Origin of the sequence: Camelimonas abortus (assembly GCF_042432745.1) — a bacterium.
GTDB lineage: Bacteria > Pseudomonadota > Alphaproteobacteria > Rhizobiales > Beijerinckiaceae > Camelimonas > Camelimonas abortus.
Genome location: NZ_JBHLWR010000006.1, coordinates 2,783,838 through 2,797,824, shown reverse-complemented (window position 1 = coordinate 2,797,824; position 13,987 = coordinate 2,783,838). Strand labels below are relative to the sequence as shown.

The following is a 13,987-nucleotide window of genomic DNA, read 5'->3' as shown; positions in this document are numbered from 1 at the left end:
GCGGGACGACGGCGCGCCGCGGCGCGTCCGCACGGAAGAAAGCGGCCGCCGGACGGCCGGCCACAGGGAAACGACAGGCAGGACACCAGAATGACCGACAATATCCCGGAAGGATTCCGCTTGCTGCGCGACGCCGGCGGCCAGTTCATCGCCGTCAACGGCCCCCTTTACTTCAAAAAGACCCCTGAGGGCCTGCTGGTGGGCATGCGAATCGAGGAGCGGCACTGCAACCCCACGGGCGTGTGCCACGGCGGCATGCTGATGACCTTCTGCGACATGGCCATGCCCATGGCTGCCAATTACGCCCACCGTCTGGGCCAGTTCCTGCCCACCATCTCCATGACCACCGACTTCGTCGGCCCGGCGAAGCTGGGCGCCTGGCTGCAGGCGCGCACCGACGTGCTGAAGGTGACCCGCAACCTGGTGTTCACCCAGGGGCTGATCACCGCCGACGGCGAGCCGGTGGTGCGCGCCAGCGGCGTGTTCAAGCGCGGGCAGGACATCCGCCAGATGGCCGCGGCCCGGGAAAAGGCCTGACCTGCCGCACCGGCCGGCCGCGCCCGCCGGAATGACGGCTCCTGACGCAAAAAGGCCCGCGTGACCGCGGGCCTTCTCCGTCCGTACGCCGCGACGCGACGGCGCGCCCAGAGCCGGTCAGTTCACGTCCTGGATGGCCGAGAGCAGCCACGGGCCGCGGCTGTCGCGACGGAAGGTCCACACTTCGGTCACCTCCACCGGACGCTGCGGATCGCCCTCGACGATGCGGCCGCTGGCGCGCTCGCGCGTCACGTCGATCATGGCGTAGCGCATCGCGACGGTGGCGTAGTCGGTCGCGCCCTCGCGCCAGGCCTCGGCGAGATCGCCCTGCAGCAGGCGCACGTCCGAGGCGGTGTTGACGACGCCGCGCCGTTCATTGTCCGCCAGCTCGCCCTCCAGATACGCCGCAACCTCCGGCGTGCAGACCTGGCGCAGGGCGCCCACGTCGCCGCGGCTGAACGCCGCCTGCACCTCGGCGAGGCGCTGCTCGAACGCGTCATAATCCTGCTGCGTCAGGCCGACGCCGTCGCTGCCGGCCGGCGCGGCGGGCGGCGCGTAACGGGGCTGGGCCGGCGACGGGCGGGCCATGCCGGCGGCGCCAGCCATGGGACCGGGGCGCGGACCGGCGCCCGGGCCCGGCTGCGGCGCGCCGGTGAACAGCGACGCCCCCTCCCGGCCCGCCGGCGCCGGCTGCTGGCGCGAACGGAAGAACCGCACCGCCAGCCACACCAGGGCGCCGACCAGCGCCAGCTGCAGCAGCAGGCCGATGAAGCCGCCGAGCCCGGCGAGACCGCCGAAGAAGCCCGAGCCCATCAGCATGCCGATGAGACCGGCGCCGAGCAGGCCGCCGAGCAGACCCGCGCCGAAGCCGCCGAACCGCCGCTGCGGCGCCGTCCGGGGCGTCTGCATGCCCGGGGCGCGCTGCTGCATGCCCGGCTGGGTGACGCTGCGCTGCAGCGGCGCGGCGGTGGACGGAGCCGTGCTGGTGGACGGAGGCGCGGACCAGGTGCGCGAGCCGCGGCTGCCGAATCCGCCGCCTTTGCGGGCTTCCGCGTCGCCCAGCCCCATGCCGAGCGCCGCGACCAGCGCAAGCGCAAGAATTCCGCTACGGCGCAAGACCTGTTTCATTCATCTCCCCCTGAGGCAAATCATTCGCGCCCAATGTGGCGACGATGGCCGCGGTTTTGAAGCGTCAGCCAGGACATTTTTCGCAAAATTCCGGTCATTTTCGCGCCCTAGAGCCGTCTGCCCCGGCCGCGCGGCCGGTCATGCCCGCTTTCAGCGCATCCGCCCGCACAAAATCACTGCATGCCGGCGAATTCTGCATGGCTGGCGCCCCGCGGGCCGCCAGGATCCGCCTGTGCGCCGCCCCTGGGACGCTTTCCCCAGCGACGACGTCGGGTAATCCACAAGCGTCGCGCGAACCGGGGCCGCCGCGCGGGCGGAGCATTGTCGTTAGATTTCAGCGCCATGCCGGGCGCCTCCGGGGGAAGCGGCCGGCGCCGCCTGCTGTCCGGCCGCCGCGACCACGCCCGGTTACCCACCGCCGGAGACGGTTTTTTGCGTTTTCCGGACGGGGGTCACTTGCCAAGCCGGAAGCGTCCGGCTAAATCAGCGCCATCGAACGCGAGCGGCGCACTGGAAGCCGCGGCGTCGGCGCCCGTAGCTCAGCTGGATAGAGCACCAGACTACGAATCTGGGGGTCAGAGGTTCGAATCCTTTCGGGCGCGCCACTCTCCTTCCCCTAAGTCATTGAAATACCTCACATCGCGATGCTCAAAATGGGCACCGTTTTGCAGACTGAGCAAAACTGTGCCACGAATTGTGCCACAAACTGTGCACGGCGGGGGGTCATGACAGGCAGGCGGCGGGGGACACACGACCCTGACAGGTTTCTGAAGCTGAGAGGTGGGCGGTACCACTACCACCGCCGCGTTCCGGCCGAGCTGGCGGCTCTCGACAGCCGGTGACGCGCCAACTGTGATACAGATTGAGCTACAAACCGTGCTACAAACTGCGCCACAATCACGGCCCCGGCGCCTGAAATTTTCCTTATAAATCAACGATCGGACGCCCTGATTCGACGCATTTCGGGCCGCCAATTGTTTCAATAGACTGGCGGCGCAGTTTAGCGTCATAGTTTCCCGAGATTCCGGTTTGGGAAGCGCATGGGAAGCAGCGCCGCCTGTGTGGAGGAGCAACCTCCACGTCCAGCCTTCCGCCAGTCTGGACCCGGACCTGCAGGAACGATCTCCCCACAGCCTTTCCTGATTCAAGGTTCCCGACGGGAGCCACTGGATGCGCAGTCACGTTTTCTGGCTGGCGGACGGGCAGTTCGCGCGGCCTGAGCGTCATCTCCCGGCAGATACCCGTGGCAAGCCCCCCGCGGACGACCCGCGAGTGACCGGCGGGATTGTGCATGTCCTGAAATCCGGTCGCCGCTGGGTGGATGCTCCATCGATCTGCGACCCGCGCAAGACGCCCTACAACAGGTCTCCCCGCCGGGCGGACAAGGACGTCTGGCAGGACATCCCCTGACCGGCCAAGGGTCTTTCATCCAGCCGCGACCGGAGCCCGGTTTGTGTTTACGCCGGTCGGAGCGGGGTGAGCAATCGCCCGACGCGCGGAGTTTTTCATCTCGCGCAGCGGGGCGGAGCGATTGCGGTGGTCAGGGACCGCGCATAGTCAGCAGGGGTCGGGGAGTCCAGGGCCGAGCGCGCGCGTTCGGTGACGTTGCCCCCTGCGCCTATTCCGGTTTGAAGTTTGATCTGGCCCCGCTGAGAGGACCAGACATGAAGCGCACGCGGTTTTCAGAAGAACAGATCATCGCCATCCTGAAGGAACACGAGGCGGGCATTCCGGTGGCGGAGCTCTGCCGGAAGCACGGCGTCAGTGACGCCAGCATCTACAAGTGGAAGGCGCGGTTTGGCGGCATGGAAGTGTCCGAGGCCAAACGGCTGCGGGCCCTTGAGGACGAGAACAGTCGCCTGAAGCGCATGCTGGCCGACGCAATGCTCGACAATGCGGCGCTGAAGGATCTTTTGGGAAAGAAGTGGTGACGCCCGCCACGAGGCGACAGGCCGTTCGCCATCTCATGCAGCAGCACGGGATGAGCGAACGTCGGGCGTGTAAAGCCACCGGCTTCAGCCGCATGAGCATGCGTTACCAGGCGCAGCGCCGGGACGATGGCGTCCTGCGCACACGGATGAAGGAACTGGCCCATGAACGCCGGCGCTTTGGCTACCGGCGTTTGCATGTGCTGCTGCGTCGTGAAGGCTTTGAGGTCAACCACAAGCGGCTCTTCCGGATATACAGGGAAGAGCGGCTCGGGGTGCGCCGTCGGGGCGGTCGCAAGCGGGCCATCGGAACACGGGCGCCAATTGAGCCGCCGCTGTCGCCAAACGAACGGTGGTCGCTGGACTTCGTGTCCGACCAACTGACGGATGGCAGGCGGTTCCGCGTGCTGACAGTCGTGGACGACTGTACCCGCGAGTGCCTCGCGCTTGTAGCGGATACGTCCCTCTCGGGGGCGAGGGTCGCGCGTGAACTGGATGCCCTGATTGTCGCCCGGGGCAAGCCAGCCATGATTGTCAGCGACAATGGCAGCGAATTCACGTCGAACGCCATTTTGACGTGGGCAGACAGGTCCAGGGTGCGCTGGCACTATATCGCGCCTGGCAAGCCCATGCAGAATGCGTTCATCGAGAGCTTCAATGGACGTCTGAGAGACGAGTTCCTGAATGAGACGCTCTTCTCCACGCTGACCCAGACGCGCTCCCAACTGGCCAGATGGCGAGCCGATTATAACGGCTCTCGCCCACATTCTGCACTGGCGTGGCAGACGCCAGCCGCCTTTTCGGCAACGTTTGCGCAGCGGCGGGATCTGCCGTTGCGCCAGGTCGCGGGCTCCACGACAGATCCCGCTTCAACCACCCGTTCCAAGGCAACCCAAAACCGTCAGGTCGAACTCAGGGCTGGATAGAACTTGGGGGCAACGTCAGGAGAAAAATCCCGTGGCAGGTCATTGGGCAGAAGCGGCGCAATGATGAACCACCCCCGGCCTGTGAGTTCGTATCGGCGACGCGTCATCATCGGTGGCCTTGAATCACGTCGCGGGAGGGGAACGCCAACAGATTTATGAGTGCGCGGCGTAAATGTATCATGGGCGCTACCGCCGGGGCTGCCGCCCGCGCGGGAGCCAAATTCCGGCGACAAGTTCAGATGGTTGCAGGGGCCCTGCCCTCGCCCCGACCAAACGGGCGGCCTGTCCGGCCCCGCCCGCAGGACGCCGTGTCCTCACGGAGCGCGGGTGCCCGTGACCACTCTGGCCGGGGCCGCCATGCCTCCAGTGGGACGTGACGGCTTGCGCCGCGGTTTCAGCCGAAGCGCAGGCTCCTCCACCAGCTTCCATGACAGCATCCCCAGCACCAGTGCGGGGACAAGCGAAAAAATAAAATTGAGCATCGGCGCGTCACGCATTGGCGAAAGCGCCGCAACCACCTGCTGACACAAAAAACCGTAAAGGTAGGTTCCATAAGACGGGTCACCCAGTCGCTCGACCCATGAAAATGCCGGCGGCTGCGCGTAGCCAAAAGCAAGCGTCAGGTATGGCACCAGGAGCAGCGATGTGAATTCAACTCCGACTGCGCCTTTGGCGAACGGAACCAACACGACCATCGCCAGGAAACCGGCTTGCAGATTCAGCGCCTCCCTGGGCGCCCACGCACGATAAACCGCGCCCCAAAAGAAGTACGGAGCCATTTCCAGCGCATGCACCAGACTTGTGCCCCAGAAGACAGGTGAGGTCTGCAGAGGAAAAGCCCGTCCAAACCAGAGGGATCCCGCCGACAGCACAATCGCCGAGACCAATAGCATGTACTTCCGCGCCGGCATAAGCATGACTAACGGAAGCAGCAGGTACATGGCGAATTCAACCGGCAGCGTCCACAGAGATCCGTTTACCGCGTTGGGATATACATTGGCTGCAAACACCCCGGGCAATGCATAGACCGGGTTGAGCAGAACGTTATTAAAATACCTCCATGTATTGACATTCAGGAAATATTCTGACAGCGAAAGAGTGGTAAAGACCGGGCCGACCACCAGCACCGTCAACAGGCACAGCGCCGCCAAGCCTGGAAAAATGCGTAGCGCGCGTCGCGCAAGGTACCGGCCCAGATTTGAATCCTGCAACCAGCTGCCTGCTATCAGGTAGCCGCTGATTACAAAAAACACTTTCACCGCTACCGTTGAAACCGGGCTGCCGAGATAGCCTGGGCCGGAAGCTCCGGTAAGCGGAAAAGCATGGCCGAAAATCACCATTACGGCCGCCACCAGGCGTATCGCGGCAAAATTGTCCCGGTGATCCCGCATGTGCGCTGTCTGCGAACCCGGCATCCACGCGTGCTCCCCTCACGTCCCACTGTCGCGGTGAATAAACCGCGTGATTTTCCAGGACGCCGAACGCCGCAATTCGCGCAGAACGGCTTCCAGCTGGTCTGCGTTCATGCCGTCAAGATCGTGAATAGCAATGGGGGCGGGACGCCCCAGGCGCCGCGACGCCCAACGCAGAGGCGCCGTCGTCTTCCAGCAGGTTGACGCAAGAATGCTCAAGCACTGGCGGTAGAGCGCGTCACGCCGCGGATCCTTCGCTTCTGCAACAGGAACGGGAGCGTACGGCGCGGGTGGCGGCGGCGATTCGAGCAGCCGCCTTATCTGGCTGGCGGAGCCGGGCGGAAGAATGATCGGCAACTGGTTGAATTTGCCTAGAATAGCCTCATGATTCCGACGCCACTCTGCTTCATCATGATCGGTCCGGGACGATTGATGATTGCCTTCCCACCATCTGTAGACCGCGGTTATTTCGTCACAGCTCACCACGCCAACGACAAAGGCGGCGCGCATCAGAAAATCCCAATCCTCAGTCGTGGTCAGCGTCTCGTCAAACCGGAGTTTGAGATCGTGAAATACGCCGCGGGGAAAGGCCAGCGTCGTATTAGGCGAATTGTTGCTGACAATGTGGGCCAGCATGTCAAAACGTGATGGATATGGCGAAAACGCGCTGACGGCCCTCACCCCTTTTGCGCCACAAATTTCCACGCCGACTGCAGACTGCCGCGCCGTGACCGCCCGCAAGATCGCGCCGGGAGCCTTCTCCGCCAGCTGGCGGAACGTTTCCACCCAGTGAGCAAACGGCAAATCATCATCGTCAAGGATCACGATGTATTCGCCCCGGGCTTCTGCAAAACCGCGGTTAAGGGGGACCGTCCGGTTACCTTCGTATTCCCGGACGAAACGAATGGCGCTTCTCAGCCATTCAGGGCAATCCTCAATGACGCGCTCGACCGCCTTCTGGCGTTCCAGCGAAAGTTTGTGACCGACAATGATGACCTCGAAGTCCCGGTCGGTCTGGCTTGCCAGAGCGGTAAGCACCTCCACCAGGCAATAGAGCCTTAGCCCCTGTGTTCGCGTGACGACCGAAAGAAACGGCCTTTTTGTGTCCAGCTCGTCGTCTTCAAGATACGGCTTGAGCCCGGATGCGGGTCCGGCAAGCACCATCACCACAAACTGGTTCACGTCGGCCGTATCATCGACGCCATTTCGAAGCTGGCCAAGCAGTCTGTGCAGCGTCGTTCCTGCTGCGAGCGACGGCAGCGTGTCTGGAAAATGCTGGTCGCTGCGAGACAGGCGCACGTCATTGCTGTCAATGACATGAAGGCCAGCGGCGTTCAAAGTCCGGACGAAGGACTTTCGCGTAAACAGCCGCGTATGCGTGTGGTCAAGCAGGCCGGCGCGCGTATAATCCCACTGTCCCAGAGCAAGCCGGAACCCGATGTCGCGGTGCGCCACGTTGGGCACGCTTATAATTGCAGGCGCATTATCGCGAGATATGATTTCCCGGATGACTTGCAGGACCGTATCGCCTTCCGGCAAATGCTCCAGCGTGTCCAGCATGGTCAGAGACCTGACCTGCCGACCCGCCAGGATGCGGTCTAACTCTTCAAGCGTTCGTTCTTTGTCGCCGAATAACAGCTGGTGCGCCTCCAAACCGCGGGCACGCAGCGCATCGACGCTTTTCGCATCGCCGTCGATGCCAATGTAGTGAACGCCCAGCGCAGCTGTCAGATGCTCGGCGATCCTGCCGTAGCCGCATCCAAGATCGATGTGAACGGCCGCTCGGTCGTGCTCAGCGGCCCGTCCGATATGACGGACCAGCAACTCAAGCGTATGGCCGTAAACGTTATCGATCTCGAAACTGTTATCGTAGTCAGCGTCCGGATTCAGCATCAGAGCGGGTACCTGTGGCGGGTGTACATGCCATCGACGAACTCACCGATCTTGTGATCGGGGTCGCGTGGTTCGGGCAATTCGCCGGCCTTGCGCCGTTCTTCGAATTTTCGCAGAGCCTTGCGTTGGTCTTCCGAACCGTCACGGAAATAGCAGGTGAGCAGCTCGACGAGATCCGGCCGCGACCACTTGTGCGCCATGAACAGCGCCGCTTCGGCGGAATAATATCTCTCCGCGCCTGTCGAAAGCCAATTGCCGGTGACAGAAAGGCGCTTGTCATGAAATACGACCGCCGCAGGCATGAAGATGACTTTATATCCGGCCTCGCGCACGCGCCAAGAATAGTCAACGTCGTCACAATAAAGAAAGAACGAATCCGCGTCGAAGCCGTCCAGTTCATGAAACAGTGTGGCCGGCGTCAGCGCGCACGCGGTCGTCGCCCAACCGGTTTCGCCCGTCAGAGGATTGTAGTCTTTCGGATGCTCTACCGGGATTTGCTTGGCCTCGACCATGCCAACGCCAGGCTGGTCAAATGGCGACAGCATGTGACCAAGCAGCCGCGGGGAGACCACGACATCAGGATTAAGGATCAGCAGATAGTCCGCCGTGGCGTTTTCGGCCAGCCGGTTATGGCCCCGCGCCGACCCCAGATTCGCATTGAAGAACTGATAGTCGATGTCCAACGCCGGAAAACGCTGACGCAGCTCCTCCAGCTGCGCCTCGTCCAGACATGGCGACGCGGACGTATCCCCATAACTGACGTGGACACTGGCGCATTCCCCTTCATAGATGGCCAGTTCAGCTGCACGCGCAAGACTTTCCAGCGATCGTTCAATGGATGCGGGATTCATATGAAAGAGGATCGACTGCACCTGAACCGATACATGCCGCCTCGTTTTGCCCGTTTTTGCGTCGTCTTTCATCTGATCCGCCGCTTCATCTGTTCGCCGGACGCGCGCCCTGTCTCGAACAGGGGCGCAAAACGGAGGTCATGACTAGATATAACCGCGTTCCTGCAGCCATGCTCCCACGCGCGCTGCGCCCTCGTCAAAACTGACGGTAGCGCTTACGCCAGAGAGGGTCTGCATTGCAGCGACATTGGCGACTGCGGCGCGCACGTCGCCTTCCCGGAATTTTCCGCACACTACAGGTTCGGGCGCATGGTGCAAGCGGGCGATAACCCGCGCCGCCTCATGAATGGTGACCGGAATCCCGGAGCCCACGTCGAATTTGTGATTTGTCATGTCCGTCCTGGCCAGGATACGCGACATCACCTCCACAACATCGCTCACATGTATAAAGTCCCGGATGATGCGCCCGTCCTCATAAACCGGAATTGCTTCTCCGGCTTTCGCCAGGCGATGAAATATGTTGATGATCCCGGTATAGGAATTATATGGAGATTGCCCTTCGCCGTAGACATTCTGCAGGCGCAATATGCTGAGCGGCACCCCGAACGCTGCGCACCAGGCGGCGAGCACGTGCTCCTGAGCCAGTTTCGTCGCGCCATAAATGTTTGTCGGTTGCGGCGCGACTGTCGCGGCGTCATGCGGAAGCGGAAACGCCTCTCCTCCAGGCGCACGGGGAGACCACTGTCCGGCGGACAACATGGCGTGAGTGCGCGGTCCGGGATAGAACGCGTTGCCCACTTCATCACGCCACATGCCCTCGCCATAAACGGCGCGGCTGGAGGCAAGCAGAATCCGCGCGGGACGGATATTCGCCCGCGCCAGCGCTTCAAGCATGCGCGTCAGGCCCACGACGTTCACGGACGCATGGCGGGTCGCTTCAGTCAGCGACTGCGCCGTTCCGGTTTCGGCCGCGAGATGTACTATTTTTACAGGGAGATATGTCTCCAGAAAGGTCGTCCACGTTTCTTCCGCCCGAATATCAGCCTTGAGCAAAATAACGCGCGGATCCAAAAACTCCGAGCGCGCTCCGGTAGGATGGACCTGCTCAAGAAGCGAATCTATCGCCACGACATCAAGACCGCCGTCGCAAATTTTTCTGCTTAAAGCTGACCCAATAAAACCGGCTCCCCCTGTCAGTAATATGCACTCACGCATAGGCCAGTTCCTGTCCGCACTTCGATATCGACACGTCGACGTGTGTCTCAAATATTCAACGGAATAGCAATATATCACATGGGATCGATAACCAAAATCAAGCCATTCCGCCGCCTTCCGCCACTTCGATCGCCTGTATGTCTGAACATTTCCGGCGAACGAGCCCCTGCCCCCTTTCGCCTTTCCCATCCGGGCGGCCCAGAGATAATCCTGCGCGTTAGTTACGTCACCTCGGCTGCCCGATCATTATACACAACTGCGGCCCTAGGCTGCAGACTCATAACGTCTGGCACCAGATCCATGTGGCGGTAAGTTTGTCGCGGCGACGTAGTTTTCGGGTCGTTCGTCATGGCGGGTGGTCATGTTTCTGAACTGTTTGATCTTGTCGAAGACCCTTTCCACAAGGTTGCGTTGCCGGCGGACCCGGCGTGAAAAAACGAAAGCGCCCGTGCGGTTGGATTTGGGCGGTATGTTAGTCCATGCCTTGCGCTCCGCCGCCCTGGCCCGGTTAGCATTGCGTCATTGCCCGATTGGCCGGCAGAATGTGTGCCTTCGCCCAGATCCCCCGTCAGTGCATCTGCGTCGGCGCAATCCGAGATCTGCCCGCCGGCCAGACGGAATCTGACGGTGAGGCCTTCGGCGTCGACAGGCGCGCGGATTTTGCTGGTGAGGCCGCTACGGGAACGTCCCATGCCGCCATCGTCTTGAGCCCCTTTTTCCCGTGGCCGCATGCGGGTGGAGGCTGACACAGGCTGGATCGACCATAACGATGTCGGCGTCGTAACCATCTGAAACAGATTCTGGAATCCGCTCCCGGACACCGGCCTTTCGCCCGCGTACGCTGCGACAGGTCGTATAAGGGCCGTGGCGCTCAGGAATTTCTGCCCATGGCGAGCCAGTGCGAAAACGCCAGAGAATGCCTTTCAGGACGCGCCGGCCGTCAACCCTAGGAACGCCGCGCGGTTTACTGGGCGAAGCGGCGCAATGGTGAACCGCTCCCGGTCCGCAAGTTCGTATCGGCGACGCGTCATCATGACTTCCCTCAACCGGTGGCCTTGAATCACGTCGCGCGGCGAACGCCAACAGATTGATTTATGAGCGCACGGCGCAGTCCGCTCCACGCCTTTCCGTCCCCGCAGGCAGACCGGGTCAGGGACGGGCGACGGCCCGGCCGGGGTGACGGCGACGCGGTCTTGTGACCGCCGGGTCAGGCCCGGGCATGACGGCGGAAGGACGGAGGAATGACCGGGGAAGCGGGAAGAACGGGCCCGGCGGCGACGGACGGGGATCGCCCGGGAGCCACGGAACGCGCCGCGGCCACGCCCATGGCCAGGGCCGACGGATGCGCCACGGGAGCGCAACGGACGCGAAACCGGCCTTCCCGCAAGGCCAGGGCGCGTCGCCGCCGCCCGGTGACGGCGGACGGTGACGGGCGCGGCGCGGAACCATGCGCGCGGAAGGCCCCGTCATGAGCGCCCCGGCCAGCGCCGCCCCCGCCGCCCCCCGCCTGCCGGCGAATCTGGAGCAAGGCCATAACGCTGCGACGACGCAACGGCGACGTTACAATGCGCACGGCAACCGTCGGCATTGCGCCGTAAGGTCACCGGCGATGAAGCGTCATGTGTATGGAGGAAACATGTGCTGGCGACGTTTCGTCATGCTTGTCCTGCCGCTGATGCTGTCAGGCGGCGTGTTCGCGGGAGCGGCGATCGCCCGCGAAGTGTCGGCCGGGCCGATCTGGAACAACGAGGACGCCCGGCGCAAATGTCCGCAGGCGTGCGGCCTGGCCGGCTGGGACGGCAACTGGCGCACCACCGAATGGGGGCGCAACTCGGTATGCAGCTGTCGCGACGGCGGCTGGGGCCACGACCGGGGCTGGGGGCGCGACCATGGTTACGCGCCGCCGCCGCAGCCGGACGTCTGCCGGGGCGGCCGCTCATGCATGATGCCCTTCAGCGGCCGAGACCAGGCGTTCTGCCGGGCGTATGTGGAGGGCCGTTCATGCTTCATGGCGTTTTCGCACGGCCGTGACCGCGGCTGGTGCGAGCACCTGCGCGAAGGCAGGTCCTGCTTCATGGCCCTGAGCGGCCGCGACCGCGCCGACTGCGAGGCGGGCCGTTATCCGCCCGAGCACCTGCACTGGCGGCGGCTGTGCAGCCGGCGCTGGTGAAGCGCAGGCAACGGCATGACGCCGGCGCCGGGCCAGCGGTCCGGCGTCATTGCGCGCCGCGGCGCAGGCCGGCCGCCGGACGGGAGCCCGCCCGGGCCCATCACGCGCGGCGGCTGGCGACAGCCTCGCGCGCATGCGTCGGGCCGCCGCCCCCCACGCCCGGCGCACGGGAGGGCCAGCGCCTTCCCCATTCGCAAGGCGGGCGGCCGGCGTGGATCGCTTCGCGGACATGGCGCCGGCTGCTATCCGGCGCCGGACCAGACGCTCCGGAACGGGCGGCCGGCGGCCAGGACCCCGGCGCGCGTCACGACATGACCCGGCTCACGGCAGGCCGGCCGTTACCGGGCGGGCGCCACCTGCGCCGCGCCCGGGGGCGTCGCGCCTGTCCGGTCTGCCTGGGGAACCCGTTCCCGGGCGTCCTGGCTGCGCCCTGCGCCGCCTCGCGCCTGCACGCCGGCCGCATCGCCCGGCGTTCATCCGCCGCGCAAGGCGGGCGTGACGGCAGGCCCCGCCCGCGCTCCCCAGGAAAAAGGCCGCCCGCAGGCGGCCAGTCCGGAACCCCGGTTCAGGACAGGAAGCGGGATCAGCCGGCGGCGGCCAGGCGCTGCGCCGCGATCAGGGCGGCGGCCGTAAACGCCCAGCCGACAGGCGTGGCGAACATGATCGAACCAACGGACTTCACAAAGGCCATGCGCTGATCTCCCCGCCGGAAGCGCCGTTGCTTCCGTTCCTGGAGATCCTGTAGCCCGCCCGTGCGTGCGCGCAGGTGCGCGCGCGCACGGGAAAACACAGCCGCCGCAGGGGAAAATGGGAGGGGATTACGTCAGGGCGGACGGCCGGCGCCCGCCGTCCGCCGTGAAGGGAGCCGCGCGGCGCATGCCGGCGCGAAGCCGGCGGCGGCCTTGCCCGGCAAGGCCCTCCGCCAGGGCGCGCCGCCAGAACGGCCGGGGGACGGCGCGCAGGGGACGCGGCGGCGCGCCGCCTTCCGCGCTCCTAGACGGCGAAAAGATTGAGGCCGAGCTCCCGGGCCACGGTCTTCACCGCCACCTGCCCCGCCACGCTGTTGCCCGCCGCGTCAAGCGGCGGCGCGAAGGCGGCGATGGCGAGCCGGCCCGGCGCCACGGCGACCAGACCGCCGCCGACGCCGCTCTTGCCGGGCAGCCCCACCGTGTAGGCCCACTCGCCCGAGGCTTCGTACAGCCCCTCCATCATCATCTCGGCGAGGATGGGCGGCACATGCTCGCGCGCCACCACCCGCTCACCGGTCACGGGATTGACGCCGCCGGCCGCCAGCGTCGCCCCCATCACCGCCAGGTCGCGGCAGGTCACCAGGGTGGAGCACTGGCGGGTGTAGATGTCGACCGCCTCCATCGGGTCGCAGTAGCAGTAGCCGCGGTCATACAGCAGCCATGCGATCGCCCGGTTGTGGAAGTTGGTTCCCTGTTCGGAGGCGTTGACCTCGTCGCTGAGCGGCACGGGATGGCCGGCGAACTTGCCCTGCATGGCGAGAATGCTGGCCCAGCGGCTTTCGGCGTCGGCGCCCGGCGCCAGGCTGGCGGCGGCGATGGCGCCGGCGTTCACCAGCGGCGACAGCGGCCTGTCGCCGTGCAGCTCCAGCGCCATCACCGAGTTGAACGGCATGCCCGTGGCGCTGGCGCCGATTTTCTCGCGCACCGCGTCGACGCCGTGCGTCTCCAGGGCGAGCGCCAGGGTGAACACCTTCGAGATGGACTCGATGGCGAAAGCGTAGCCGTCATCGCCGCGCGACCAGTAGCGACCGTCGACGGTCATCGCCGCCACGCCGAACAGGTCCGGCGGAACCGACGCCAGACAGGGGATGTAGCTGGCGTTTTCTCCGCCGCGCGCGGCCTTTCCGGCCGCATGGGCCGCCGCCACGGCGGCTTCGATTGCGGTTGCGTCCATCGTC

At 64.8% G+C, this 13,987-nt stretch carries 9 protein-coding genes, 1 tRNA gene and 3 pseudogenes; 5 read left to right on the top strand and 8 right to left on the bottom strand.

Annotated features, from left to right (window positions below; genetic code table 11):
• Positions 1–90: 90 nt before the first annotated feature.
• Complete coding sequence (locus ACFFJB_RS14415; RefSeq protein ID WP_376832372.1) at positions 91–537, top strand: PaaI family thioesterase; 447 nt, start codon at positions 91–93, stop codon at positions 535–537.
• Positions 538–654: 117 nt separating this feature from the next.
• Here the strand turns inward: ACFFJB_RS14415 and ACFFJB_RS14410 are convergent, their stop codons facing one another.
• Entirely contained in the window at positions 655–1,665 is a 1,011-nt protein-coding gene (locus ACFFJB_RS14410; protein WP_376832371.1) for a Tim44 domain-containing protein, read from the bottom strand.
• A 528-nt stretch (positions 1,666–2,193) separates the two neighbouring features.
• Between ACFFJB_RS14410 and ACFFJB_RS14405 the strand changes: the two genes are divergently transcribed.
• A tRNA-Arg gene (locus tag ACFFJB_RS14405) sits at positions 2,194–2,270 on the top strand.
• Positions 2,271–2,835: 565 nt separating this feature from the next.
• Positions 2,836–3,069, top strand: a pseudogene (locus tag ACFFJB_RS14400) (transposase); the annotation flags it as partial.
• 21 nt (positions 3,070–3,090) lie between these two features.
• On the opposite strand, the pseudogene ACFFJB_RS14395 reads toward ACFFJB_RS14400, so the two are convergent.
• Positions 3,091–3,266 (bottom strand): annotated as a pseudogene (locus ACFFJB_RS14395) (IS3 family transposase); the annotation flags it as partial.
• Positions 3,267–3,329: 63 nt separating this feature from the next.
• Between ACFFJB_RS14395 and ACFFJB_RS14390 the strand changes: the two are divergent.
• Positions 3,330–4,519 (top strand): IS3 family transposase gene (locus ACFFJB_RS14390; RefSeq protein WP_376828900.1). Its coding sequence is split into 2 segments (ribosomal slippage): positions 3,330–3,579 and positions 3,579–4,519, totalling 1,191 coding nucleotides; the frame shifts between segments, so codons are not numbered across the junction.
• Between the two features lie 314 nt (positions 4,520–4,833).
• Here ACFFJB_RS14390 and ACFFJB_RS14385 read toward each other — a convergent pair.
• The 5 genes and pseudogenes from ACFFJB_RS14385 to ACFFJB_RS14365 all read right to left on the bottom strand — a co-directional run bounded on the left by ACFFJB_RS14385 (position 4,834) and on the right by ACFFJB_RS14365 (position 10,921).
• Positions 4,834–5,934, bottom strand: a complete 1,101-nt coding sequence (locus tag ACFFJB_RS14385) for an acyltransferase family protein (RefSeq protein WP_376832369.1) — start codon at positions 5,932–5,934, stop codon at positions 4,834–4,836.
• A 15-nt stretch (positions 5,935–5,949) separates the two neighbouring features.
• A complete protein-coding gene (locus ACFFJB_RS14380) occupies positions 5,950–7,824 on the bottom strand; it encodes a methyltransferase domain-containing protein (RefSeq protein ID WP_376832367.1) in 1,875 nt (624 codons plus the stop codon).
• A complete protein-coding gene (locus tag ACFFJB_RS14375) occupies positions 7,824–8,747 on the bottom strand; it encodes a glycosyltransferase (protein WP_376832365.1) in 924 nt (307 codons plus the stop codon). The genes ACFFJB_RS14380 and ACFFJB_RS14375 overlap by 1 nt, the downstream gene beginning before the upstream one ends.
• A gap of 72 nt (positions 8,748–8,819) precedes the next feature.
• On the bottom strand, positions 8,820–9,890 hold the full coding sequence (locus ACFFJB_RS14370) for an NAD-dependent epimerase/dehydratase family protein (protein ID WP_376832364.1): 1,071 nt from the start codon (positions 9,888–9,890) through the stop codon (positions 8,820–8,822).
• Positions 9,891–10,167: 277 nt separating this feature from the next.
• A pseudogene (locus ACFFJB_RS14365) lies at positions 10,168–10,921 on the bottom strand (IS5 family transposase).
• Positions 10,922–11,526: 605 nt separating this feature from the next.
• On the opposite strand from ACFFJB_RS14365, the gene ACFFJB_RS14360 reads away from it, so the two are divergent.
• Positions 11,527–12,060: a hypothetical protein gene (locus tag ACFFJB_RS14360; protein WP_376832362.1), complete on the top strand. Its 534-nt coding sequence runs from the start codon at positions 11,527–11,529 to the stop codon at positions 12,058–12,060.
• A 993-nt stretch (positions 12,061–13,053) separates the two neighbouring features.
• Here ACFFJB_RS14360 and glsA read toward each other — a convergent pair.
• On the bottom strand, positions 13,054–13,983 hold the full coding sequence (glsA, locus tag ACFFJB_RS14355; protein ID WP_376832360.1) for a glutaminase A: 930 nt from the start codon (positions 13,981–13,983) through the stop codon (positions 13,054–13,056).
• Between the last annotated feature and the right edge of the window lie 4 nt (positions 13,984–13,987).